This is a genomic window from Microbacterium mcarthurae, from assembly GCF_046064585.1.
Classification (GTDB): domain Bacteria; phylum Actinomycetota; class Actinomycetes; order Actinomycetales; family Microbacteriaceae; genus Microbacterium; species Microbacterium mcarthurae.
The window spans coordinates 250573-273961 of sequence record NZ_JAROCE010000001.1; the positions used below are offsets into that span (position 1 = coordinate 250573).

General features: G+C 68.6%; 21 protein-coding genes, 1 tRNA gene, 1 other RNA gene and 1 pseudogene. 11 read left to right on the forward strand and 13 right to left on the reverse strand.

The genetic code is table 11. From position 1 onward, the window contains the following. Positions 1-5 precede the first annotated feature (5 nt). From P5G46_RS01210 to P5G46_RS01220, 3 genes are read right to left on the reverse strand one after another with little or no spacing between them, the layout of a single operon-like run. Positions 6-2996: a bifunctional [glutamine synthetase] adenylyltransferase/[glutamine synthetase]-adenylyl-L-tyrosine phosphorylase gene (locus P5G46_RS01210; protein ID WP_408905262.1), complete on the reverse strand. Its 2991-nt coding sequence runs from the start codon at positions 2994-2996 to the stop codon at positions 6-8. 10 nt (positions 2997-3006) lie between these two features. Next, on the reverse strand, positions 3007-4347 hold the full coding sequence (glnA, locus tag P5G46_RS01215; protein ID WP_239275301.1) for a type I glutamate--ammonia ligase: 1341 nt from the start codon (positions 4345-4347) through the stop codon (positions 3007-3009). A 26-nt stretch (positions 4348-4373) separates the two neighbouring features. Beyond that, positions 4374-4586 (reverse strand): SPOR domain-containing protein, encoded by a 213-nt coding sequence (locus P5G46_RS01220; RefSeq protein WP_239275303.1) that lies wholly within the window; start codon positions 4584-4586, stop codon positions 4374-4376. 98 nt (positions 4587-4684) lie between these two features. Between P5G46_RS01220 and ppgK the strand changes: the two genes are divergently transcribed. After that, the gene (gene ppgK / locus P5G46_RS01225; RefSeq protein WP_408904793.1) at positions 4685-5470 is read left to right on the forward strand and encodes a polyphosphate--glucose phosphotransferase; all 786 of its coding nucleotides are present in this window, start codon (positions 4685-4687) and stop codon (positions 5468-5470) included. A gap of 34 nt (positions 5471-5504) precedes the next feature. Here ppgK and P5G46_RS01230 read toward each other — a convergent pair whose 3' ends face one another. Together P5G46_RS01230 and P5G46_RS01235 are read right to left on the reverse strand one after the other, a co-directional pair. After that, positions 5505-5879 (reverse strand): hypothetical protein, encoded by a 375-nt coding sequence (locus tag P5G46_RS01230; protein WP_408904794.1) that lies wholly within the window; start codon positions 5877-5879, stop codon positions 5505-5507. A gap of 346 nt (positions 5880-6225) precedes the next feature. After that, a complete protein-coding gene (locus P5G46_RS01235) occupies positions 6226-6645 on the reverse strand; it encodes a hypothetical protein (protein WP_408904795.1) in 420 nt (139 codons plus the stop codon). Between the two features lie 307 nt (positions 6646-6952). Here P5G46_RS01235 and P5G46_RS01240 point away from each other — a divergent pair, with 307 nt between their 5' ends. Beyond that, positions 6953-7183 (forward strand): DUF2188 domain-containing protein, encoded by a 231-nt coding sequence (locus P5G46_RS01240; RefSeq protein ID WP_408904796.1) that lies wholly within the window; start codon positions 6953-6955, stop codon positions 7181-7183. Between the two features lie 255 nt (positions 7184-7438). On the opposite strand, the gene P5G46_RS01245 is transcribed toward P5G46_RS01240, so the two are convergent. The 3 genes from P5G46_RS01245 to P5G46_RS01255 form a co-directional block, all read right to left on the reverse strand. Next, positions 7439-8056 carry a hypothetical protein gene (locus tag P5G46_RS01245; RefSeq protein WP_408904797.1) on the reverse strand — a complete coding sequence of 206 codons (618 nt, stop codon included), beginning with the start codon at positions 8054-8056 and terminating at the stop codon, positions 7439-7441. A gap of 175 nt (positions 8057-8231) precedes the next feature. Next, on the reverse strand, positions 8232-9206 hold the full coding sequence (locus tag P5G46_RS01250) for a hypothetical protein (RefSeq protein ID WP_408904798.1): 975 nt from the start codon (positions 9204-9206) through the stop codon (positions 8232-8234). Further along, entirely contained in the window at positions 9203-9730 is a 528-nt protein-coding gene (locus P5G46_RS01255; RefSeq protein ID WP_408904799.1) for a DUF6932 family protein, read from the reverse strand. The genes P5G46_RS01250 and P5G46_RS01255 overlap by 4 nt, the downstream gene beginning before the upstream one ends. A 640-nt stretch (positions 9731-10370) precedes the next feature. On the opposite strand from P5G46_RS01255, the pseudogene P5G46_RS01260 reads away from it, so the two are divergent. Beyond that, a pseudogene (locus P5G46_RS01260) lies at positions 10371-10610 on the forward strand (tyrosine-type recombinase/integrase); the annotation flags it as partial. A 183-nt stretch (positions 10611-10793) separates the two neighbouring features. Here the strand turns inward: P5G46_RS01260 and rnpB are convergent. The 3 genes from rnpB to P5G46_RS01275 form a co-directional block, all read right to left on the reverse strand. After that, positions 10794-11161: RNase P RNA component class A (rnpB, locus tag P5G46_RS01265), an RNA gene on the reverse strand. A gap of 28 nt (positions 11162-11189) precedes the next feature. After that, a complete protein-coding gene (locus tag P5G46_RS01270) occupies positions 11190-12851 on the reverse strand; it encodes a bifunctional 3'-5' exonuclease/DNA polymerase (RefSeq protein WP_408905263.1) in 1662 nt (553 codons plus the stop codon). Between the two features lie 57 nt (positions 12852-12908). Next, positions 12909-13637 (reverse strand): zinc ribbon domain-containing protein, encoded by a 729-nt coding sequence (locus P5G46_RS01275; RefSeq protein WP_408904800.1) that lies wholly within the window; start codon positions 13635-13637, stop codon positions 12909-12911. Positions 13638-13682: 45 nt separating this feature from the next. Here P5G46_RS01275 and P5G46_RS01280 point away from each other — a divergent pair, with 45 nt between their 5' ends. After that, the gene (locus P5G46_RS01280) at positions 13683-14036 is read left to right on the forward strand and encodes a hypothetical protein (protein ID WP_408904801.1); all 354 of its coding nucleotides are present in this window, start codon (positions 13683-13685) and stop codon (positions 14034-14036) included. A 14-nt stretch (positions 14037-14050) separates the two neighbouring features. Further along, positions 14051-14123, forward strand: a tRNA-Val gene (locus P5G46_RS01285). A 3-nt stretch (positions 14124-14126) separates the two neighbouring features. On the opposite strand, the gene P5G46_RS01290 is transcribed toward P5G46_RS01285, so the two are convergent. After that, complete coding sequence (locus P5G46_RS01290; RefSeq protein WP_408904802.1) at positions 14127-14822, reverse strand: hypothetical protein; 696 nt, start codon at positions 14820-14822, stop codon at positions 14127-14129. A gap of 230 nt (positions 14823-15052) precedes the next feature. Between P5G46_RS01290 and aceE the strand changes: the two genes are divergently transcribed. The 6 genes from aceE to P5G46_RS01320 all read left to right on the forward strand — a co-directional run bounded on the left by aceE (position 15053) and on the right by P5G46_RS01320 (position 22687). After that, complete coding sequence (aceE, locus tag P5G46_RS01295; RefSeq protein WP_239275311.1) at positions 15053-17779, forward strand: pyruvate dehydrogenase (acetyl-transferring), homodimeric type; 2727 nt, start codon at positions 15053-15055, stop codon at positions 17777-17779. Positions 17780-17867: 88 nt separating this feature from the next. Then, positions 17868-19055, forward strand: coding sequence for a PucR family transcriptional regulator (locus P5G46_RS01300; RefSeq protein ID WP_375095708.1), 1188 nt, complete (start codon positions 17868-17870; stop codon positions 19053-19055). Positions 19056-19137: 82 nt separating this feature from the next. Continuing rightward, complete coding sequence (locus tag P5G46_RS01305) at positions 19138-20058, forward strand: ACP S-malonyltransferase (RefSeq protein WP_408904803.1); 921 nt, start codon at positions 19138-19140, stop codon at positions 20056-20058. Then, the gene (locus P5G46_RS01310) at positions 20055-21059 is read left to right on the forward strand and encodes a beta-ketoacyl-ACP synthase III (RefSeq protein WP_408904804.1); all 1005 of its coding nucleotides are present in this window, start codon (positions 20055-20057) and stop codon (positions 21057-21059) included. Before P5G46_RS01305 ends, P5G46_RS01310 begins: the two co-directional genes overlap by 4 nt. A gap of 76 nt (positions 21060-21135) precedes the next feature. Beyond that, positions 21136-21384, forward strand: a complete 249-nt coding sequence (locus P5G46_RS01315) for an acyl carrier protein (protein ID WP_128216336.1) — start codon at positions 21136-21138, stop codon at positions 21382-21384. Positions 21385-21448: 64 nt separating this feature from the next. Then, the gene (locus P5G46_RS01320) at positions 21449-22687 is read left to right on the forward strand and encodes a beta-ketoacyl-[acyl-carrier-protein] synthase family protein (RefSeq protein WP_408904805.1); all 1239 of its coding nucleotides are present in this window, start codon (positions 21449-21451) and stop codon (positions 22685-22687) included. 142 nt (positions 22688-22829) lie between these two features. On the opposite strand, the gene P5G46_RS01325 is transcribed toward P5G46_RS01320, so the two are convergent. Then, entirely contained in the window at positions 22830-23333 is a 504-nt protein-coding gene (locus P5G46_RS01325; protein ID WP_408904806.1) for a DUF3145 domain-containing protein, read from the reverse strand. Positions 23334-23389 lie beyond the last annotated feature (56 nt).

Here is a 23389-nt window from a genome sequence, read left to right on the forward strand (position 1 = left end):
CCGGATCACCCGTAGAAGAGCTTCTCGAACACGCGCCGGGCACGTCGGGTGGCGCCGAGGTAGTCCTCTTCGACCTGCGTCGCGGAGTGCGGCGGGTACTCGAGGATGCGGCCGATACCGTCGAGCCGAGCCCGGTCGCCCGGCAACACATCGCTCGTCTGTCCCGACAGCAGCGTGTTCGCCGACCGAAGCCGGCTCGCCAGATGCCAGGATGCCGCGAGCTTCTCGGCCGCGTCCGCGGCGATGAGCCCGGCATCCGTCGCAGCTCGCAGCGCGCCGAGAGTCGAGGTCGTCCGCAGGGCCGGGACGGCGCGGGCGTGCTGCAGCTGCAGGATCTGCACGAGCCACTCGACATCGCTGATGGAGCCCGGACCGAGCTTGAGGTGTCGAGCGGGATCGGCACCTTGGGGAAGCCGTTCGTTCTCGACGCGGGCCTTGATCCGCCGGATCTCCCGCAGACCGTTGGGGTCGGCGTCGACCGGGTAACGCACGTCGTCGGCGAGAGCGATGAAGTCGTTGATGAGCTTGACGCTGCCGGCCACCCCTCGCGCGCGCAGCAGAGCCTGCGCCTCCCACGACAGCGACCAGCGACGGTAGTACTCCGCGTAGGCGTCGAGGGAACGCGCGAGCGGGCCGCTGCGCCCCTCCGGCCGCAGCTCCGCGTCGAGATCGAGAGGCAGCCGGTGGTCTTCGGACTGTTCCCGGAGGCCCGCGACGAGCTTGAGCGCGAGCTGGCTCGCCCGCTGCGGGTCGATGCCGTTCGCGCGGTAGACGTACATCACGTCGGCATCCGAACCGAAGCCGATCTCGCGGCCGCCGAAGCGACCCATCGCGATGACCGAGAAATCCAGCGCGTCGTCCTCGGGTGGGACGACCTCCCGCCGGACCGCGCGGAGCGTCGCCTGGATCGTGACCTCGGTGATGGTGGTGAGCGCGTCGGACAACTCCTCGAGCGACACGACCTCGAGCACCGCGGCCATGGCGACGCGGAGCATCTCGCGGCGCCGGAGCGCCCGCACCGAACGCATGGCGCCGTCGATGTCGTCCCAGCGGGTCTGGATCGCCCGCGCCTCCTCCTGCAGGGCCGCGCCGGAGCGGGGGCGAAGCAGGGCGTCGTCGTCGAGCCACGCGACGGACTCGGGGATCCACTCCATCAGCTCGCCGATGTAACGAGAACCGGAGAGTACGCGGGTGAGACTCTCGGCGGCGCCGGCGGAGTCGCGCAGCATGCGCAGGAACCACGGGGTGTTGCCGAGTCGCTCGCTGATCCGCCGGAACACGAGAAGCCCATAGTCGGGGTCGACGCCGTCCGCGAACCACCGGATCATCACGGGCATGAGGTGGCGTTGGATGGTCGCTTTGCGGCTCAGGCCGCTCGTGAGCGCCGCGATGTGGCGGAGCGCGCCGGCGGCGTCGCGGAAGCCGATGGCCGCGAGACGGTCGCGCGCCTGTTCCGTCGAGAGGCTCCGTTCGCCCTCGGGCAGCGCGGCGACGGCCGACAGCAGCGGGCGGTAGAACAACCGGACGTGGATGTCACGGACCTCGCGCTTGATGCTCTCCCACGCGGCCTGCACCCCGGAGGCGGAGTCGGCCAACCCCGTCGCGCGCGCCAGCACGCGCAGGTCGTCCTCCTTCTCGGGGAGCAGAGCCGTGCGCCGCAGACCACGCAGCTGCAGCCGGTGCTCGATGAGGCGCAGCCGTCGGTAATCGCGGCCGAACGCCTCGGCTTCACTGCGACCGATGTAGCCCTCGGCCACGAGGGCGTCGAGCGCGTCGAGCGTGCCGCGCTGGCGGATGCGTTCATCGCTGAGTCCATGCACGAGCTGCAACAGCTGGACGGTGAATTCGACATCGCGGATGCCGCCGGGGCCGAGCTTGACCTGACGATTGACCTCCGCCGCGGGGATGTGCTCGGTGACGCGCTCGCGCATGCGCTGCACGCCCTCGACGAAGTTCTCGCGCGCCGCGCTGAGCCACACCAGCGGCTGAACGGCGGCGATGTACTCGGCGCCGAGAGCGGGATCGCCCGCGATCGCTCGAGCCTTCAGGAGCGCCTGGAACTCCCAGCTCTTCGCCCAGCGGTCGTAGTACTGCTGGTGCGCGCCGAGGCTGCGCACGAGGGCCCCCTGCTTGCCCTCGGGGCGCAGGTTGGGGTCGACCTCCCACAGGGGCGGTTCGATCTCGGGGCCCGAGATCCCGCGCATCGTCTGCACGGCGAGACGGGTGCTGATGTCGATCGCCCGCGCCTCCGACACCACGTCTTCGTCGGCCGTGCCGCCGACGAAGATCACGTCGACGTCGCTGACGTAGTTCAGCTCTCGAGCGCCGGTCTTACCCATCGCGATGATGGCGAATCGGGTCGCCGCCACCTGCTCGCGCGGGAACGCACCCGGGCCGGAACCGGCGACCCGCGCGCGAGCCACGCTCAGCGACGCTTCGAGCGCGGCACCCGCGAGGTCTGCCAGCGCGGCGGAGACGACATCGATCGCCCCGGCGGGATCGTCCTGACCGAGGTCGTACGCCGCGATACGCGCCAGGAGACGCCGGTAGCGCACGCGCAGCGCGACCCACGTGGCATCCGAGGCGTCGGATGCGAAGCCGTCGTCATCGCCGACGGATGCCAGCAGCTCGGCGCGCATGCTCTGCTCGTCCGGCACGGTCAGGCCCGCGCCGGCGAGGTGCACGATCTCATCGGGATGTCGAAGGTAGAACTCGGCGAAACCGTCGGAAGCGCCGACGATGTCCCACAGCGCGCGCCAGGTGCCCGCGTCCGTGGCGGCCGCGCGGACCGCGGCGGCATCGCGGCGCGCGATCTGTACGAGCGCCGAGAGCGCGCGGTCGGGGTCTGCCACGCGCTGCGCGAGGGCCATGGCATCCGCTCGTCCGGCGCCGGTGAGCTGCTCAAGTTCGCCGAGGGCGGCATCGGCTTCTGCGAGGTGCGAGAAGCCGATGCGCGCCAGGGCGGTGAGCGCCGTCGATCGATCGCCCGAGGTCACCACGGCGGGGTCAGAGCGCCTCGAGGTTGCTCTGCAGCTCGAAGGGGGTGACCTGCGCGCGGTACTGCTGCCACTCGCGACGCTTGTTCAGCAGGACGTACTTGAAGACCTGCTCCCCCAGCGTCTCGGCGACGAGCTCGGACTCCTCGAGGTACTCCAGCGCGTGATCGAGGCTCGCCGGGAGCGGCGCGTAGCCGAGGGCCCGGCGCTCGGCGTCGGTGAGCGACCAGACGTTGTCCTCGGCCTCGGCCGGAAGCTCGTACCCTTCCTCGATGCCCTTGAGGCCCGCGGCGAGCATGAGGGCGTACGAGAGGTAGGGGTTGGCCGCCGAGTCGAGCGCGCGGTACTCCACGCGCGTGGACTGCCCCTTGTTCGGCTTGTACAGCGGAACGCGCACGAGCGCGGAGCGGTTGTTGTGGCCCCAGCAGATGAAGCTCGGTGCCTCGTCGCCGCCCCAGAGGCGCTTGTACGAGTTGACGAACTGGTTGGTGACGGCCGAGATCTCGTTGGCGTGACGCAGGAGACCGGCGATGAACTGACGGCCGACCTTCGACAGCTGATACTGGCCACCCTCTTCGTAGAAGGCGTTCATGTCGCCCTCGAAGAGCGACATGTGGGTGTGCATGCCGCTGCCGGGCTGACCGCTGAGCGGCTTCGGCATGAACGTGGCGTACACGCCCTGCTCGATCGCGACCTCTTTCACGACCGTCCGGAACGTCATGATGTTGTCGGCCGTGGTGAGCGCGTCGGCGTACCGCAGGTCGATCTCGTTCTGGCCGGGGCCGCCCTCGTGGTGGCTGAACTCGACCGAGATGCCGAGGTCTTCGAGCATGCGGACCGACCGGCGCCGGAAGTCGTGCGCCGTGCCTCCCGGGACGTTGTCGAAGTACCCCGCGGAGTCGACGGGCTCGGGGCGCCCGTCGGGACCCAGCTGCGACGACTTGAGCAGGTAGAACTCGATCTCGGGGTGGGTGTAGAACGTGAACCCGGCGTCGGCCGCCTTCGCCAGGGTGCGCTTGAGCACGTGCCGGGGGTCGGCGACCGCGGGCTGACCGTCGGGCGTGGTGATGTCGCAGAACATGCGCGCCGTGGGGTCGATCTCGCCGCGCCACGGCAGGATCTGAAAGGTCGTGGGGTCGGGGTGCGCCAGCAGGTCGGACTCGTACGAGCGCGTCAGACCCTCGATGGCCGACCCGTCGAAGCCCAGGCCCTCGCTGAAGGCGCCCTCCACCTCGGCGGGGGCGATCGCCACCGACTTCAGGGTGCCGACCACGTCGGTGAACCACAGGCGCACGAACTTGACGCCGCGTTCCTCGATCGTGCGCAGGACGAAATCGCGCTGCTTGTCCATCGTTCTCCTCGTCTCGATCCGGTGACTCAGCGCTCGGACTCGGAGCCGGCGCCCCAGTCGGCCTCACGCGCTTCGTCTTCGGCCCACTTCTGCGCGCGCTCCTTGAGGAGCTGCGGTGCTCGCGCTGCTTCTTCCGCGGTGTCGAAGGGGCCCGCACGGTCGATCGCCGGCGACAGATACCCCTGCTCGACCTGGCCGGTCTCGAGGTTGTACCAGTACTTGTGACTCTCGTCGCTCACGATGGCTCCTTGCGTGGTCTGGCTCTTCGGCGGACGGGCGGCCGGGTGCACTCCCGATCCTACTGATCCCGACCCCGCGCCTGGATAGGCTGGAGGGCATGGCAACGAATGCGTCGCGTGCGGTCGGAGTGGACATCGGCGGAACCGGGATCAAGGCGGGAATCGTCGACCTGGATGCCGGAGAGCTCATCAGCGACCGAGTGAAGGTCTCCACCCCTAAGGGTGCGGAGCCCGCCGACGTGCTCGCGGCGGTCAAGGAAGTGCTGAAGACGCTGGAAGCCCCGGCCGATCTTCCGCTCGGTGTGGCCTTCCCGGCCATCGTGAAGGGCGGCAAGACCCTGTCGGCAGCGAACGTGTCCTCGTCGTGGATCGGGTTCGAGGCCGAGAAGTTCTTCGAGGACGGCCTGACCCGCGACATCCACTTCGCCAACGACGCCGACGTCGCCGGCATCGCCGAGGTGCGCTACGGCGCCGCCAAGGGCGTCGACGGGCTCGTGATCCTCACGACTCTCGGCACGGGCATCGGCTCAGCGATGATCTACGACGGTGTCCTCATCCCGAACAGCGAGCTGGGTCACCTGCAGCGCGCCGGGCACAAGAAGGATGCCGAGAACTACGCGGCCTACTCGGCCATGGAGCGCGACGAGTTGTCGTGGGAGAAGTGGGCGAAGCGCCTGCAGTGGTACTACGACTACGTCGAGTTCCTCTTCAGCCCCGACCTGATCGTCGTCGGCGGCGGGGTGTCGAAGCACTCCGAGGAATTCTTGCCGCTGCTGAAGCTGCGCGCCCCGATCGTCCCGGCGAAGCACCGCAACAACGCGGGGATCATCGGCGCGGCGTCGCTGGCTGTGCCGGTGCCGGAGGCGCTTCCCGCGGTGAAGTAGCATCCACGCCCCCGGCGACTCGCGCTCGCACTTCCTACCGGGAGAGAGCCCTGATGAGCTCGTACAGCACGTCGGCTCGCGTGGGTGGCGGGCTCTCTACCCAGATCCGGGCGAGCTCATCGATGACGGGGGCGTCGCCCGCCGCCTGCGCGGTGACCAGCCGGGCGGCGAGGGAACTCCCCGTGCCGGGACGTGCGGACTGGTTTTCGATCGCACCCGGAGCCGGGGACCACGTCGTCCGTGCGGCAAGTTCGGTCAGCGCGACGAGCACCCCGACGTCTCGCTTGCTGTCGTTCCACGAGTACTTCGTCGTCCACCGGTAGATGTCGTCACGTGTTCCTCGATGGAGGATGACGGCGAGCCCGGCCAGTGCGGCCTGCGCACGGATGCTGATCGGACGCTCCGTCATGCATCCCATGATCCCGCGTCCGGCGACCACGCGGGGTCTCGCCGGCGGGTGGAATGATCGAGAGCGCGAATGGGCCGGCCTGTACGCCGGGTTCTGAGATTGCCGATATGGCGGCTAATTGTCTATCGTGGCGAGCCGTTGCAACTCCTGGTCAGACGGTTATTCCCCCCCCCTTGTGCGTTGTTGGAAGCCAAAGCGGTTGGCGGAGAGTTCTGCGGACTTTTCGCGGACTCACTTGCGGATTCCGCGAGCGCATCCCGCTCCGCGAGTCGTACGAGCGCCTGAGCGGCGAGTTGGCCGAATCGCCGCCATGCGGCGTCACTGGGTTCGACCACCGATGCGGCAATCAGTCGACCTGCGGGGGGACGTCGCCGAGTTCAACCACCCTGATGGGGAAGTCTCGTGATCCCCGCGAGCGCAGCCGCAGGTCGAACTGATGCGTGATGGTGCGGAGGATTTCGTACGGGTCGACGTCATGTACCAGGAACTGAGTCACGGGGATCTCGCCTCCGTTGTCGGCCGCGATTTGCGGCATAACGTCCGCGGTGGCTGTGATGAGATCTCGACTCACCGCATAGACATTCAGCGTGTGCCGGCCGTTCTCCTGCTCGCCTCCGCCGATATCGAAGCCGATGATCATCCACGCGTCGGCGTCGAGTCCGATCAGATCTGCGAGTGGCGCGACGGTCTTACGTTGGTCCAACCGAACCGTGCCGTTCCAGTCGGGATACGTAACGCTAGCTTCGCCCCAGATGTAGCTCTCCATCGCAATTCTCCCCCTCTGTGGCCCGAGCGGCCGCCGCCGCCGGTAACACGACGATAGTGGTCGGCGCTGACACCGTCCGAGTGGGGCTGACCACTGGATTTCATCCGGTGGGCGGATGAAATCCCCCACAAGGTCGAATTCACCCGCGGAGAGAGGCGCCAGGACCGCGCGGGAGGTGGGCAGCGGTCGGACGTTCGTGGATTTTCTGACGATCGGGCGGGCGTCGAGTGTGCGGCGTGCCGAGGAGCGTTGATCGGTCGCGGTGGCGTCGCGGTATGGTCCGTCGTGAACGAGCAAAGGAGGCGCTATGGCAGCGCAGCAGGTATTCGTCATCCCGGTCGGTACGTTCTGGGCGGTCAAGGTGAATGGCACCACGATCGGCGACACCCATCGGACTCAGGCTCTCGCGGTCTCGGCCGCGCGTACCTGGCTGCAGCAGCACAGTGGTGGCGAGCTCGTCATCCTGGGCCAGGACGGGAAGATCCGGGACAAGGACACCGTCTACCCGGGCAACGATCCTCGGAACACTCGCGGCTGACCGCTCACGTCGCCGGCCATATCTCGGCCTGCGCGTTGTCGCCCTTCCGTGCGTTGCAGTCGCGGTGCATTCGATTCTCTAGCGGGCGAGGGTGTGGCGAAGCACCACACCTTTTTTTTTCACGGCGGGCGGCTTGTGGGTGAATTGATACGCGCTACGTGAGTACCTTCGATGGCAGGAAATGGCGATCCGCTTTTCGTCATCGTCGAGGCGCCGTGTTGCCACGACTCGAAATCCGGTGCCGGTGTCGGTGGACTAGCTCTGCGGTCGTTCATAGTCGTGTGGGATGCGGCCGACGTCTCGCATCTCTTCGATGATGTTGTCGTTGACTAGAAAACGCGGGATCCTGACCGGGTCAGCGATCGGCCCGCGCGGGGGTCGTAAGTCCGGCGGTGCCGCTGCGAGGTGTGTCATTGACTGGCGGACGTACTGGAAGGGCAACGCCGGAGAGGCACCTGCCATCTCCTCGACGAGGAGCACGTGTTCAACCACCCACAGGAGTCGCCAGGACATTGAATCCAGCTCAGCCGGGGGCACGTCGAACACTCGCTGGCGATGGACACCGCGAAGCTCCTGCTCCTCTGTAACGTGCAGGAAGGCGGCGTGTGCAAGTCTGTCGCGGGTCTTTTTGGCAGTACCCATAACGCCTGCCACGTTGACGACGGCCTCACCTCGGCCTACGTCGGTCGCGATCGCCAAGAACGCGCGAATCCGGTCCTCGTCGGTTAGCCGGCCGAGGCGCTTCTCGAGCCATATGCCGAACTGCGGCTCGAGGCTCAACGTGCGGGCCCGTATCAGACGTTCCATGGTGGCGTGGACCTCTTGGTACATGCCGAGCACGCGAAGCGCTAGGTCGGCGGGAGTTAGCGGCATCTTCAGAGACTACGAGTGGAGGTCGATGGGCCGCGCGCGGTGCCGTCGGATAACCATGTGCACCATCCCCTCGACATGCGTGGGATAACAGCGATGTAGCCCAGCGCCCGAATAGGCGAAAGGCGGTGAAGCGTCGATACGGGCTCGGCGTGCGGCGCTGGCGGTGGCGACGATGTCAGATCAGCGGTGTGCTCGATGGGGATAGCTCGGTGACGTCTTCGAGGAGATAGCTCTTGCGCCCCGTTTCGCGGCCACCCGCGCCGATGGAGGTTGTCACCGAGAAGATCGCGCGGACACGTTGGTTGTCGTCGCGAGAGAGCTCAGCGACAGCATGCATGAGATCTGGCGTGGGGACCACGGCAGTGATCGTCCGGCCCGTCACCTCATCAATGAACCAACAGACGCTCCTCGCACGGCGGTGTCCATCAAATCGGCCGGTCAAAGTGAGCGGTCGGGTTTCGCGCTCGCGCACGCCCAGCGCGGATCGGAGGCGCCGCGCGCCGCCAGATGAAAGCGCGATTGGCTGTATGCCGAGCCCGCGCTGCCGGAACTCGCCTGTGAGGGACCAATCCTGCTGGGTGACCGAGGTGACTGCTTCGAGGAGAGGTACGCGTGCCGCAGCAGGGATGCTAGATACGAGAGCATCCATGGTGGACTCGCCCTCACTGTCCGGGTCGGCGAGCGCAAGCATCTGAGAGACCCTCAAGAGCGCCATAGATTGGCGATTGGGGTCGGACCAGACACCAGCTGTGTCGTCGTGGTCGAGTGATCCGGGGAGAACCGGGTCGGGCGTCTTGAACAGAACGCGCACCGAACCCGGCCCGGGCTCAACCATCAAGTCCGAGTGCATCGACCGCAAACCGAGAGCGTCTCGAGCGATTACCTTCACGCCATCGGCAATGCGCTTCACAAAAACGCCGAACGCGGCAGCATTCGCAGTGTGATTGACGATGCTCTCGCCGTTGAGATGCAGGTCGAGCTCGCCGGCGCGCGGAGCGAGCTCCTCACGTGCCGCCAGCTCGTAGGCTGCGTCGCCCTGAACGGATGCGAGCAGCGAACCTAGGGCCACGGAGTCGGCATAGGACCCGGTGTTGAGCTGCCTCACAGCCGCACGAAACCGTTCTTCTGCGGCCTGGCTGCGTTCGCTCACTGGGTCACCTCCAGGAAGCCCTTCTCTATGTCCGAACGATATCCGGAGCCATCGACAGTCGAGGCCATACTCCAACGATCTCGCCAAGTTTCAACGGCGATCGGGATGTCTGACGGACAGAAGAAGCTATCGATGAGGCCCCCGAAGGGCTGCACGCGCGGCGCCGTGATGTTCGGTTGGTCTGCACTCACGTTGAGGAATGTCATGAGACCGAGCGAGTCGCCTTCCGACAACAGCACCCGCGAGAAATCGGATGACGGCACAAGAAACACAACGTCGACGTCGTGAGGTGCAGATTCCTTGTGCGTGACGAAGCCGCCGTTGATCCAAAGGCGCGCGTGCGGCCAGTAGCTCCAGATAAGACGCGCGTATAAATCTAGGGCCTCGAAGATCAGCGCACGACGCTCGCGGTGTGGTGCGGATTCAACGAACACGGCGCGGATCTCGTCCATCTGTGCACGGTAAGGACTCCGGTCCGCGGTCGCGGGAAGCAGCCTCGTCGTCGAGTCGACAGTCGGAATCACAGCCGTCTTACCCCCCGGGTCACTGCGCCTGTCGGGGAGCTTATCTGGTTGCTGGCAGTGGCGAGATCGCAGCCGACGCTACGGGAACTGCCAGAACGACTTGCAGCCTCACGGCGTCCGTCAGTCGCTGCCCAGCTCGCTAGGGCGCGTGGGCATTAGTGATCTCGTCGTCGGCCGGGATGGCGTGCGCGTGCTCCGGCAGCATCCGGAGGGGGTAGTCCGGCCCGTAGTGGTCAAGCGCATATTGAAGATGAGGGAACTTCTCAACCATGTCTCCAAGACGCACAATGCGCGGGCTGTGGTTGCGGACCGGCCCGTGAACTTCGATCGGCAGCCCGCGGACATCTGTCCCCCATTCGTCATTGAACATGGCGAGGATGCGATCGGGTGGAGCGACGACCGTGAACAAGTGCGCATCGGGTTGATACTCACCAGCTCGCCCACCGGGACTGTAGGTCAAGGCCAGGGGCAGGTTCGGTGTCCAGCTCATCCGATCCTCCCTCCCGGGATTGCATGAGCGGAAGAGCGTGATCGGCTCGCGGGGTCGCACGTCGGCGAAGCTCACGAACCGGAAGAGGACGGGTTGTCCGGCGGCGGCGAGACGGCGTTCGGGCCGACGAAGACCCGAGCCTCGAACCGGGTGATCCCGCTCCCCCGCGTCGTCATCGCCGCGCTGAACGACCACATCGCCCGCTACGAGCTCGGCGACGGCGAGCTGCTGTTCACGTACCAGGGGCGCCCGCTCACCCGCCAGCGCTTCGGGCACCTCTGGCGGCCGGCCGCGAAAGCCGCCGAGCTGACCGAGGCGACGGGCACCGGGATGCACGCGCTGCGGCACCACTACGCGAGCCTGCTCATCCGGTATGGCGAGTCGGTGAAGACCGTGCAGGGCCGCCTCGGCCACAAGTCCGCGACGGAGACGCTCGACACGTACGGGCACATCTGGGCGGACTCCGACGACCGCACGCGGGAGGCTGTCGACAGCGTTCTCGGCGCTCGTGCGGACTCCTCGCGGACTCGCGGACACGCGCGACCAGGAAAGCCCAGGTCAGAGGGAGATAGGCGAATGGGCCGGCCTGTACGCCGGGTTCTGTCCGGGGGCGTGAGCCCCGTGGACGGTCATCTCTCTCGGCGACACGTTGCCGTGCCGCTCTAGCGGCCTACCCGGGGACTCGGCGAGCCGCGTCGTCATCCCCTGTCTGGCCTTGCTCCGGACGAGGTTTACCTCGCGGGTCGTGTCACCACGACCCCGGTGGTCTCTTACACCACCCTTTCACCCTTACCCCGCACCCCGAGGGGCCGAGGCGGTCTGCTCTCTGTGGCACTGTCTCGCGGATTGCTCCGGGTGGGCGTTACCCACCGTCCTGCCCTGTGGAGCCCGGACGTTCCTCGGCACGGGCGAACCCGTGACGCGACCGTCCAGCCGACCCATTCGCACCATCGAGTCTACGCGGGCGGGTCAGCCCTTCTCGGCCGTCTCACCGATGCGCAGGTCGAGGGGGAAGTCGATCGGGAACGTCCCGAACAGAAGTCGGCCCGCGGATGCCGCGGACTCCCGCACCGCGTCGGCGACGGCGTCGGCGTGCTCCACAGGCGTGTGCACGACGATCTCGTCGTGCAGGAAGAACGCGAGGTGTGGCATGCGCGCGAACGCGGGACCCGATGCGGGTGCCGCGCGGGTGGCATCCACAGGTTCGAGGGCGGAGAGACGCGTGCGCAGGTCGGCGAGCCATGCCAGCGCCCATTCGGCGGCGGTGCCCTGGACGACGAAGTTGCGCGTGAAGCGGCCGCGGTCGCGAGCGGCGCGGCGCGCGCGGGTCTCGTCGACCCCGGATGCCTCGGCGTCGCTCGCGCGTGACTGCACCGCGCGCCACAGCTCGCCGGCGGGCGGTGACGTGCGGCCGAGCCACGTGTGGACGCGCCCTCCCTCTTCGCCGACGCGCGCGGCATCGTCGACGAGCGCCATCGCCCGCGGGAACGTGCGCCGCAGCCGCGGAACCAGGCGCCCGCTCTCACCGCTGGTTGCGCCGTACATGGCGCCGAGCATCGCCATCTTGGCGTGGGCGCGAGTGCCGACGGCTCCGGCATCCACGATTCCGGCGTACAGATCGCGACCGGATGCCGCCTCGGCCAGCGCCGTGTCGCGGGCCATCGCCGCGAGCACGCGCGGTTCGAGTTGCGCCACGTCGGCGGTGACCAGCGTCCAGCCGGGGTCGGCGCGGACGGCCGTGCGCAGCTGCCGCGGGATCTGCAGCGCTCCCCCTCCCGATGACGCCCAGCGTCCGGTGACGACGCCGGCGGGCACGTAGACCGGGCGGAAGCGCGAGTCTCGGATCCACTCGGCCATCCACGCCCAGCCGTTCGCGGTGTGAAGCCGCATGAGCTTCTTGTAGGCGATGAGCGGGGCGACGACCGGGTGGTCGTGCTCGGCGAGCTCCCAGCGGTTCGTCGATTCCACCAGGAGCCCCGCGCGGTGCAGTGCGCGCAGCAGCCGCGGCTGCGAGTCGAGCGAGACGGACGGGTCACCCAGCGCGTCCCGCACCGCGGTCGCTGCCCGCTCGACGAGCGTCGGCAGTCCGCCCGCCACGCGCGTGCCGAGCTGCTCCTCGAGCATCCGCTCGTGGGCCTCGACGCTCCACGGCAGCCCCGCGGCGTGGAGTTCGCAGGCGATCAGCGCTCCGGCGGACTCGGCCACAGCGAGAAGCCGCAGCGCCCCGGGCGTGCGCGCGGCGGCGAGCGCGGCGCGTTGCCGGCGGTACTCGGCGGCCGCGGCCTCGACGTCGTCGGGCGGGCCCGTGCTCGCGGCACCGAGCGAGAAGAGCGTGTCGGTGTCGTCGGACGCCGCGGCCGTGGCATCCCATTCCGTGTGGGCGCGTAGACCGTGGTCGTCGACGACGGCCTCGGCGTCGCGGAGGAACGCATGCACCAGCCGCAGGTCCCACGCGCGAGCGACGCGGACTCCGGATGCCAGCAGCGGGCCGTACCAGGATGGGGTGTCGCTCCACACCCACCGCACGTCTCCCCCGGTTTCACGGTCGCGGATCGCCGCGGGCAGGTCGTCGCGCGCCACGGTGACGGTGCGGACGACGGAGCCGTCGGCATCCAGCTCGCTCAGGGCGATGGTTCCGGATGCCGTGCGCCTGACGACGACCTCAGCGGTGGAGGACGCCAGGGCCGGTCACCGCGACTCTTCGGTGCGGACGAGGATCGCGCCGCACTCGGGGCAGAACACGACCTCGTCGGTCTGCGCACGGCGGACCTCGGCGAGGTCGCTCGGCGGAAGGACCATGCGGCACGCCTCGCAGGCGCCCGCGCGCAGGAGTCCCGCGCCGTTGCCGCGTGCCGCGAGACGCTCGTACAGGCCGAGGAGGTCGGCGGGAATCGCACCGGCGACCGCGTCGCGGTCGCGGCGTGCAGCCTCGAGACGATCGGTCGCTTCGGAGACGACGCGCTTGGCCTCGGCGCTGAGCTCTGCGCCCTGCGCATTGGTCTCGGCGATGAGAGCCTCTTGCTCGGCGACCGCGGCGTCGGCGGCTTCGAGCTGCTCCATGAGGGCGATCTCGGCGTCTTCGAGATCGCTCTTGCGGCGGGCGAGCGAGGCCAGTTCAGCCTCGAAGCTCTGCGCCTGCTTGGCGTTTGTCGCGGCGGCGAGGCGTTCGGCGTCGCGCTTGACCCGCGCCTCCACGACCGCGACGTCGGACTCGACGCGGGCCAGCTCGGCCTTCAGGTCGTCGCGGACGTTCGAGCGATTGCCGAGTTCCTGCGTGAGCGACGACCGCTGCGCGATGAGTTCGCGAACCTTCGCCGCCTGCGGCGGGTTGCCCTTGACGTGTTCGTCGCGCCGGATGCGCGCGTCGAGGTCGGCGAGATCGAGCAGTTTGCGCTGGTCGGCGGGGTCGGCGTTCACGGAGTCCACGCTACCCCGGGGTGCGACAGCGGTGTTCCGGATAGCGTGGACGTTCCGACCGACCCCCGGGACCCGATGAACGTCTTCGCCGCACTGTTCGGCCCCATGCTCGTGATCATGGGTGTGCTCGCGTATTCGGGGCGGTGGAAGGGGTGGATCGCCGTCCGCCGGGGATTCGGCAGCACGATGGGATTCGCCTGGCTGTATCTGGGGATCGCCTTCACGCTCGGCGCCTGCGCGGTGGCGGTGTCGTCCCTGCGGCCGCTGTTCTTCTCGCTCTGTGTCGCGGCAGTGCTCTTTCTCGCGGTCGCCCTGGTCGCCATGTTCTGGTTGCCGCGCACGCTTCTGCCGTCGTGGTACCTCGAGTTGCGCGACGGCACAGGCCGCCGACGTCGATAGACTCGAGGCATCCAGGGCCTTTAGCTCAGCTGGTAGAGCGCCACGTTTACACCGTGGATGTCGTCGGTTCGATCCCGGCAGGGCCCACCGTCAGCTCAGGATGTTCACGCTCCGCGCGATCACCAGCGCCAGCAGCACGAACCCGGTGATCGCCTGCACCATCATGAACAGCTTCGCGCGCACGCTCAGCGGCATGACGTCGGTGGGGCTGAACGCCATCGCGTTGGATGCCGAGAAGTACAGGTAGTCGATGTATCCGGGCGCCCAGTCCGCGGCGTTCGACGACCGGCGCTTCACTTCGCTCACGGCATCCCCGTCGGAGTCCTGCGGGAACTGGAAATCGGCCGGCTGCAGCTCTTCGCGCGGGTCGCGGCGTCGTGCGACGGGTCCCCCGCGGTCCATCTCCCAGTACACGGCGCCGTAGCCGATGACGTTGATCGCCCACACCTGCGCGGCGCCCAGCAGCGTCACGGCACCGGTGCCCTGTGCCGACAGAAGCTGGTGCACCAGCAGGAAGAACGCGACCTGGTTCGCCGCGAGAAGCACCGCGATGAACGCGAGGGCGAAGGCGCGTCCGACGCGGGAATCCCGGTCGAAGCGTGTCGGGTGAGTGATGAGCATTACGATCGTGCACAGCACGCTCGCCCCGACGACCACGTAGCGCAGCGCGCCCGACACGTCGCTCGGCAGCACCGCGTACAGGAGCGTGCCCAGCGCGAGGAAGATGAGCACCGGCCAGCGATGCTCGGGCCGGATACGGAACCCTGCGTGCTCACTCGACGTCACGCGCTCAGGCTAGACCTCCGCCGATCCGACCCCGGCGGGGCGGCGTCGAGATGGATGCCTCGACGCCGAGGCATCCTTCTCCTCCCGTGGGCCGCGCAGCGCACGGTGCGCATCCCGAACGGCTCCGACTGACTAGGCTGGACGACGGTGAATTGTGCGGAGCAGACAAGGGTTGCCGCACGAGTATGGCGATTCTCTGGCATGACCTGCCAGACGACGAAAGGTCTTCCGTGACTGTTCACGACCAGGATCCGTATTCGCAGGGGCCGCAGGACAGCGACCCGGAAGAGACCGGCGAGTGGCAGGAATCCCTGCGTCAGCTCGTTCAGGCCAAGGGCCCCGGTCGTGCGCGCGAGATCATGCTGAGCCTGCTCAAGGGCTCGAAAGAACTGCACCTCAACGTGCCGATGGTTCCGACCACCGACTACATCAACACGATCGCTCAGAAGAACGAGCCCGAGTTCCCCGGTGACGAAGAGCTCGAGCGCCGCTACCGCAAGTGGATCCGCTGGAACGCCGCGGTCACCGTGCACCGCGCGCAGCGCCCCGGCATCGGCGTCGGCGGACACATCTCGACGTACGCGTCGTCGGCCGCGCTCTACGAGGTCGGCTTCAACCACTTCTTCCGCGGACTCGACGACCCGTCCGGCGGCGACCAGATCTTCATCCAGGGGCACGCCTCCCCCGGCACGTACGCCCGTGCCTACCTCGAGGGTCGTCTCACCGAGGCGCAGCTCGACGGCTTCCGCCAGGAGAAGTCGGCCGCGCCGAACGGTCTGCCGTCGTACCCGCACCCGCGCCTGATGCCGGAGTTCTGGCAGTTCCCGACGGTGTCGATGGGTCTTGGCCCGATCAACGCCATCTACCAGGCGATGTCGAACAAGTACCTCAGCAACCGCGGTATCAAGGACGTCTCCGACTCGCACGTCTGGGCGTACCTCGGCGACGGCGAGATGGACGAGGTCGAGAGCCGCGGTCAGCTCCAGGTCGCCGCGAACGAGGGTCTCGACAACCTCACGTTCATCGTCAACTGCAACCTGCAGCGCCTCGACGGTCCTGTCCGCGGCAACGGCAAGATCATCCAGGAGCTCGAGAGCTTCTTCCGCGGTGCCGGCTGGAACGTCATCAAGGTCGTCTGGGGCCGCGAGTGGGACGACCTGCTCGCCCGCGACACCGAGGGCGCCCTGCTGAACCTCATGAACTCCACGCCCGACGGCGACTACCAGACCTACAAGGCCGAAAACGGCGCGTACGTGCGCGAGCACTTCTTCGGTCGCGACCCGCGCGCGCTCGAGCTCGTCAAGGACTACACCGACGAGCAGATCTGGGGCCTCAAGCGCGGTGGACACGACTACCGCAAGGTGTTCGCGGCATTCAAGGCGGCCAAGGAGCACAAGGGCCAGCCGACCGTCATCCTCGCCAAGACCATCAAGGGCTACGGCCTCGGCCCCCACTTCGAGGGCCGCAACGCCACGCACCAGATGAAGAAGCTGACGCTGGACGACCTCAAGGCCTTCCGCGACGCGATGGACATCCCGGTGACGGACGCGCAGCTGGAGGAGAACCCCTACCAGCCGCCGTACTACAACCCCGGCGAGAACGACGAGACCATCAAGTACATGCTCGAGCGTCGTCGTGCGCTCGGCGGCTTCCTGCCCGAGCGTCGTACCACCCACGTGGGTCTCGAGCTCCCCGGCGATCAGGCGTACGCGCTCCCGAAGAAGGGCTCGGGCACGCAGGAGGTGGCGACGACCATGGCGTTCGTCCGCCTGCTGAAGGACCTGCTGCGCGTCAAGGGCTTCGGTCACCGCATCGTGCCGATCATCCCGGACGAGGCCCGCACCTTCGGTATGGATGCCTACTTCCCGACGGCGAAGATCTACAACCCGAAGGGTCAGCACTACACCTCCGTCGACCGCGAGCTCCTGCTGGCGTACAAGGAGAGCCCCGAGGGGCAGATCATCCACGTCGGCATCAACGAGGCGGGCGCCCTCGCGGCATTCACCGCGGCCGGCACGTCGTACTCGACGCACGGCGAACCGCTGATCCCGGTCTACGTCTTCTACTCGATGTTCGGCTTCCAGCGCACGGGCGACGCCCAGTGGGCGGCGGGCGACCAGATGGCGCGCGGCTTCATCATCGGCGCGACCGCCGGTCGCACCACCCTGACCGGTGAGGGCCTCCAGCACGCCGACGGACACTCGCAGCTGCTGGCATCCACCAACCCCGCCACGGTGTCGTACGACCCCGCCTACGGTTACGAGATCGCGCACATCGTCCGCTCGGGCATCGAGCGGATGTACGGCGGCGAGCACCCCGACCCGAACGTCATGTACTACATGACGGTCTACAACGAGCCGCTGGTGCAGCCCGCCGAGCCCGAGGGCGTCGACGTGGACGGCATCGTCCGTGGCATCCACCGCGTCTCGGTCGGCGAGGGTGAGGGCCCCCGAGCCCAGCTGCTCGCGTCGGGCGTCGGCGTGCCGTGGGCGTACGAAGCCCAGCGTCTGCTCAAGGACGACTGGGGTGTCGTCGCCGACGTGTGGTCGGTGACCTCGTGGAGCGAGCTGCGTCGTGACGGTCTGGCCGCCGACGAGCACAACTTCCTGCACCCGGAGGAGGAGCCCCGCACGGCCTACATCACCGAAAAGCTTCGGGATGCCGAGGGCCCGGTGATCGCGGTCAGCGACTGGATGCACGCCGTCCAGGACCAGATCCGTCAGTGGGTTCCGCAGCGCTACCTGTCGCTGGGTGCCGACGGGTTCGGATTCTCCGACACCCGCGCCGCCGCCCGTCGGTTCTTCAAGATCGACGGTCCGTCGCTCGCGGTGCGTGCCCTGCAGGGTCTCGCCGACGAAGGCAAAGTCGACCGCTCCGTGATCGCCCAGGCCATCGAGAAGTACCGCCTGCACGACGTCAACGCCGGTACGAGCGGGAACGCCGGCGGCGAGGCCTGATCGCGTGACCGATCGCGCGGACCTCGACGGTTCGGGAGGGGACGGGGCGACCGCCCCCTCCCGCGCCGCGGAGGAGAAGGCCGAGACGTTGGCGTGGTTGCGCCGCATCTCGGGTGACCTCGCCACCGCGACGATCCAGCGGCTCGAAGAGACGCTTCCCTGGTACGCCGAGATGCCCCCGGCGCGCCGCTCCGCGGTCGGGCTGGTGGCGCAGGCGGGCATCACCTCGTTCCTGCAATGGTTCGAGGAGCCCGCGTCGACCCCCGCCATCGCGGCCGACATCTTCGCCGCGGCACCGCGGGAGCTGCTGCGCAGCGTCAGCCTGACCCAGACCCTGCAGCTGGTGCGCGTCACCGTCGAGGTGATGGAGGAACGCGTCGCCGGTCGTAGCGAACGCGTCCGCGAGGCGATGCTGTCGTACTCGCGAGAGGTCGCCTTCGCCGCCGCCGACGTGTACGCACGCGCCGCTGAGGCCCGGGGGCTCTGGGATGCCCGACTCGAGGCCCTCGTCGTCGACTCGATCCTCACGGGCGAGGCCGACGACGAGCTGCCCAGTCGTATCGCGGCGCTCGGCTGGCACGGGCACGGCGAGGTCGCGGTGCTCGTGGGCACGACTCCCCCGCAGCTCGACGTCGACCACGTGCGACGCACGTCGCGCAAGCTCGGCGTCGACGTCCTGATCGGTGTGCAGGGCTCGCGCCTCGTGCTCGTGATCGGCCGGGCCGACGTGCCGGTACGTGGGCGCGAGGACGCCGCGGAACTGCCGTTCACCGAGATCGCCAAGCGGCTGGAGCCGAGCTTCGGCTCCGGACATCTCGTTCTCGGACCCGCGGTCGCGGCGCTCGTGGATGCCGGGCAGAGCGCACGTGCCGCCCTGGCCGGCTTCGCGGTGGCCCGTGCGTGGCGTCACGCTCCTCGCCCCGTCGAAGCGGACGACCTGCTACCCGAACGTGCTCTCGCGGGCGACGCGGTGGCGAAGCAGACGCTCGTCGAACGGGTCTACCGTCCCTTGCAGGCACACAGCGCCGACCTCGTCGCGACGCTCTGGAGCTACCTGGACAACGGGCGTTCGCTCGAGGCGACGGCGCGCGAGCTGTACGTGCACCCGAACACCGTGCGGTACCGCTTGAAGCGCGTGTCCGAGGTGATCGGGTGGGATGCCACGGGGCCGCGCGAGGCGCTCATCCTGCAGACGGCGCTCATCCTCGGTTCGATCGGGACGGATGCCACGCGCCGCCGCGGACCCGGCATCCGGCGGGTGCCTCTCCCCCGCTGATGCACGGCGCGCACAAAGACACGCCGATTTTCTGTGCCGATATCTCCAGAACGGCCCGCCGGATCCTTGGCAGGATGGGACGGTGATCATCGCCGTCTTCCCCGGGCAGGGCTCTCAGACCCCCGGCTTCCTCTCGCCCTGGCTCGAGATCGACGGGACGCGTGAGCGTCTGGCCGCTGCCTCCGAGCACGCCGGCGTCGACCTCCTCGCCGCGGGCACCGAGTGGGATGCCGACCAGATCCGCGACACGAAGGTCGCGCAGCCGCTGATCGTGGCCGCAAGCCTGCTCTCCTGGGGCGTCCTCCGCGACCGTGCCGGCCAGAGTGCCGACGGTGTTGCGGGCCACTCGGTGGGCGAGTTCGCCGCTCTGGCGGCATCCGGGGTCCTCTCCGAGGCGGACGCGTTGCGCCTCGTCGGTATCCGTGGACGCGCGATGGCCGAAGCCGCGGCGACCGTCCAGACCGGCATGAGTGCTGTCGTCGGCGGCGACGAGCAGACGGTCCTCGAGCGGCTCGAGGCGCTGGGGCTCACACCCGCCAACTACAACGGCGGGGGCCAGATCGTCGCCGCCGGCGAGCTGTCGGCTCTCGCCGAGCTCGCCGCCGAAGCCCCGCGCGGATCACGCGTCATCCCGCTGCAGGTGGCCGGTGCCTTCCACACGCGGTTCATGGAGCCGGCCGTCGAGACGCTCCGCGCCGCGGCCGCCGATGTCGCCGTGTCCGCCCCGGACACGACCCTGTGGACCAACTCCGACGGCTCCGTCGTCGACGACGGCCGTCGTGCCGTCGACCTCGTGGTGGCCCAGGTGGCCTCGCCCGTCCGCTGGGACCGCACGATGGCATCCTTCGCCGAGCACGAAGTGACCGGCATCATCGAACTCGCGCCCGCCGGAGCCCTCACGGGCCTGGCGAAGCGTGCACTGCGCGGAACCCCCACCGTCGCGGTGACGACCCCGGACGACCTCGACGCGGCCGTCGCACTCCTGAAGGGAGAGCAGGCATGAGCACCCCCATCCTCCGGCAGCTGCAGGGACCGGCACACACGCGCATCTACGCGTACGGTGCCGCACGCGGCGAGAACTACGTCCCCAACGACGACCTCATCGGACCGATCGACTCGAGCGACGAGTGGATCCGTCAGCGCACCGGCATCGTCACGCGCGTGCGTGCCGCGGCAGAGACGGATGCCATCGACCTGGCATCCGAGGCCGCTCGCGAAGCGGTCGAGAAGTCGGGCGTCGACCCGAGCGACATCGACGCCGTCATCGTCGCCACGATCAGCAACCCCAAGCAGACGCCGTCGGCGTCCGCGATCGTCGCTGACCGCATCGGCGCGAACCCCGCCGCCGCCTACGACGTCAACGCGGCGTGCGCGGGCTTCGCCTACGGCGTCGGTCAGGCCGATGCGCTCATCCGCGCCGGGCTCGCGAAGCACGTCGTCGTCGTCGGCGCCGAGAAGCTGAGCGACATCGTCGACCCCACCGACCGCAGCATCTCGTTCCTCTTGGGCGACGGTGCCGGCGCGGTCGTGGTCGGCCCCAGCGAGACCCCCGGCATCGGCCCCACGATCTGGGGTTCCGACGGCTCGAAGGCCGACGCGGTGGGCATGAACCACACGCTGACCGAGTTCCGCGACGGCACCGCACCGTGGCCGACCCTGCGTCAGGAGGGCCCCACGGTGTTCCGCTGGGCCGTGTGGGAGATGGTCAAGGTCGCCCGCCAGGCCATCGAGGCTGCCGGCATCCAGCCCTCCGACCTGGCCGCCTTCGTGCCGCACCAGGCCAACATGCGCATCATCGACGAGTTCGCCAAGCAGCTGGGACTGCCGGAGTCCGTCGTGATCGGCCGTGACATCGAGACCACGGGGAACACTTCGGCCGCGTCGATCCCCCTCGCCACCCACCGACTGCTCGAGGAACACCCCGAGCTCAGCGGAGGCCTTGCGCTGCAGATCGGCTTCGGTGCCGGTCTGGTCTTCGGCGCGCAGGTCGTCGTCCTCCCCTGACGCGCGAGCGTCGAACCCTAGACTGATCGGGGCTCGGGACGACTCCCCGGGTCCGCCCCCAACAACAGGAGAAATCATGGCATTCACCAACGACGAGGTTCTCGCCGGCCTTGCCGAGCTCATCACCGACGAGACCGGCATCTCGGCCGACGAGGTCGCCCTCGAGAAGTCCTTCACGGACGACCTCGACATCGACTCGATCTCGATGATGACGATCGTCGTCAACGCCGAGGAGAAGTTCGGTGTCACCATCCCCGACGACGAGGTCAAGAACCTCAAGACCGTCGGCGACGCCGTCACCTACATCTCGTCGAACCAGTCCTGACCCTCCCGGTGGGGGCTCCGGCCCCCACCGGTCACGACCTTCCGGCCGCACCAAGGATCACACCATGAGCACACCCCGCATCGTCGTCACCGGCATCGGTGCCACCTCGCCCATTGGCGGGACGGCTCCCGAGAGCTGGTCCGCGCTGCTGTCCGGTGCCTCCGGCGCACGCACGCTCGAGCACGAGTGGGTCGAGCAATACCAGCTGCCCGTCACGTTCGCCGCCGAAGCGCTCGTCCGTCCCGACACTGTTCTCGAGCGTCCCGTCGCCAAGCGACTCGATCCCTCGTCGCAGTTGGCGATGGTCGCGGCGAAAGAAGCGTGGGAGGACGCGGGCAGCCCGGAGATCGACCCCGACCGTCTCGGTGTCGACTTCGCCACGGGCATCGGTGGTGTGTGGACGCTCCTCGACGCGTGGGACACCCTTCGCGAGAAGGGCCCGCGTCGCGTCATGCCCATGACGGTGCCGATGCTCATGCCCAACGCCGCCGCCGGCAACCTGTCGCTGCACTTCAACGCCCGCGCGTTCGCGCGCACCGTGGCGTCGGCGTGCGCGTCGAGCACCGAGTCGATCGTCAACGCCGTGGAGCACATCCGCGACGGGCTCGCGGACGTCGTGATCGCCGGTGGCACCGAATCGGCGATCCACCCGATCACCATCGCGTCGTTCGCCTCGATGCAGGCGCTGTCCAAGCGCAACGACTCCCCGTCGACCGCCTCGCGCCCGGGAAGCATCGACCGCGACGGTTTCGTCATGGGCGAGGGCGCGGGCGTGCTCATCCTCGAGACCGAGGAACACGCCAAGGCCCGCGGCGCCAAGATCTACGCCTCGATCGTGGGCGGCGGCGTCACGGCCGATTCGTACCACATCACGGCCAACGACCCCGAGGGACGCGGAGCCGCTCGCGCCGTGCGCATGGCGCTGGAGATGGCGGGGGCATCGCCCGACGACGTCACGCACATCAACGCGCACGCCACGTCGACCCCGGTCGGCGACCCGAACGAGTACCAGGCGCTGCGCGCGGTGTTCGGCGACCGCGTGGACGAGATCCCCGTCTCGGCGACCAAGGCATCCACGGGTCACCTCCTCGGGGGTACTGGTGCCCTCGAAGCGATCTTCACGGTGCTCGCGCTGCAGAACCGCGTCGCCCCGCCCACGATCAACATCACCGAGCAGGATCCCGAGGTGCCCTTCGCTCTGTCGGGCGACCCGGTCGAGCTCGGCTCCGGAGACCAGCTGGCGATCAGCAACTCGTTCGGCTTCGGCGGGCACAACGCCGTCGTCGCGATTGCGTCCGTCTGATCACGGCCGAACGCCCCCGGCATCCCCCGACTGCTGCGGGGATGACGGGGGCGTTCGGTTTTTGATCGGGTCAGGGATACGCGGTCCCGGTACCGGGAGTAGTCACCGGCCTCCGGTAGTGGCGCCTCCCCCACCCGACATCTCAGCCGACTTTGTGCAGCCAGACGATGCGCTGCTCGTCGCCGGCGTGGCGGAAGGGCTCGAGTTCCTCGTCCCACGCGGAACCCAGGGCCACATCGAGCTCGCGTTGGAGCTCGAACGCGTCGCCGGCGGCGACCTCCATCGCGTAGCGCACACGGTCTTCACCGATGACGACGTTGCCCGCGGCATCCGTCTGGGCGTAGTGGATGCCAAGCCCCGGCGTGTGCATCCAGCGACCGCCGTCGCTGCGGGGCGTCGGATCCTCGCTGACCTCGAAGCGGAGGTGCTCCCAGCCGCGGATGGCGCTGGCCAGAGCAGCGCCGGTGCCGACCGGGCCCTCCCAGTAGAACTCGGCGCGTCGGCTGCCATGGAGGACCGGCTGATCGGCCCAGTCGAAGTTGACCGCACGGCCGAGAGCGCGTCCGACCGCCCACTCGAGGTGGGGGCACAACGCGCGCGGCGCCGAGTGGATCAGGATCACTCCGCGCGAAGACGTGGTCGCCATGGTCTCTCCTTTGTCAGGTACGTCTTCCCCTACGACCTGAATGAGAGCGGTGGCGG

Excerpts from the sequence above, each read along its gene's own strand:
- P5G46_RS01235 (WP_408904795.1), bottom strand. The coding sequence starts at position 6,645 with ATGGAGAGCTACATCTGGGGCGAAGCTAGCGTTACGTATCCCGACTGG.
- P5G46_RS01325 (WP_408904806.1), bottom strand. The coding sequence starts at position 23,333 with ATGGCGACCACGTCTTCGCGCGGAGTGATCCTGATCCACTCGGCGCCG.
- P5G46_RS01245 (WP_408904797.1), bottom strand. The coding sequence starts at position 8,056 with ATGCCGCTAACTCCCGCCGACCTAGCGCTTCGCGTGCTCGGCATGTAC.
- P5G46_RS01315 (WP_128216336.1), top strand. The coding sequence starts at position 21,136 with ATGGCATTCACCAACGACGAGGTTCTCGCCGGCCTTGCCGAGCTCATC.
- glnA (WP_239275301.1), bottom strand. The coding sequence starts at position 4,347 with ATGGACAAGCAGCGCGATTTCGTCCTGCGCACGATCGAGGAACGCGGC.
- ppgK (WP_408904793.1), top strand. The coding sequence starts at position 4,685 with ATGGCAACGAATGCGTCGCGTGCGGTCGGAGTGGACATCGGCGGAACC.
- P5G46_RS01240 (WP_408904796.1), top strand. The coding sequence starts at position 6,953 with ATGGCAGCGCAGCAGGTATTCGTCATCCCGGTCGGTACGTTCTGGGCG.
- P5G46_RS01320 (WP_408904805.1), top strand. The coding sequence starts at position 21,449 with ATGAGCACACCCCGCATCGTCGTCACCGGCATCGGTGCCACCTCGCCC.
- P5G46_RS01310 (WP_408904804.1), top strand. The coding sequence starts at position 20,055 with ATGAGCACCCCCATCCTCCGGCAGCTGCAGGGACCGGCACACACGCGC.
- P5G46_RS01230 (WP_408904794.1), bottom strand. The coding sequence starts at position 5,879 with ATGACGGAGCGTCCGATCAGCATCCGTGCGCAGGCCGCACTGGCCGGG.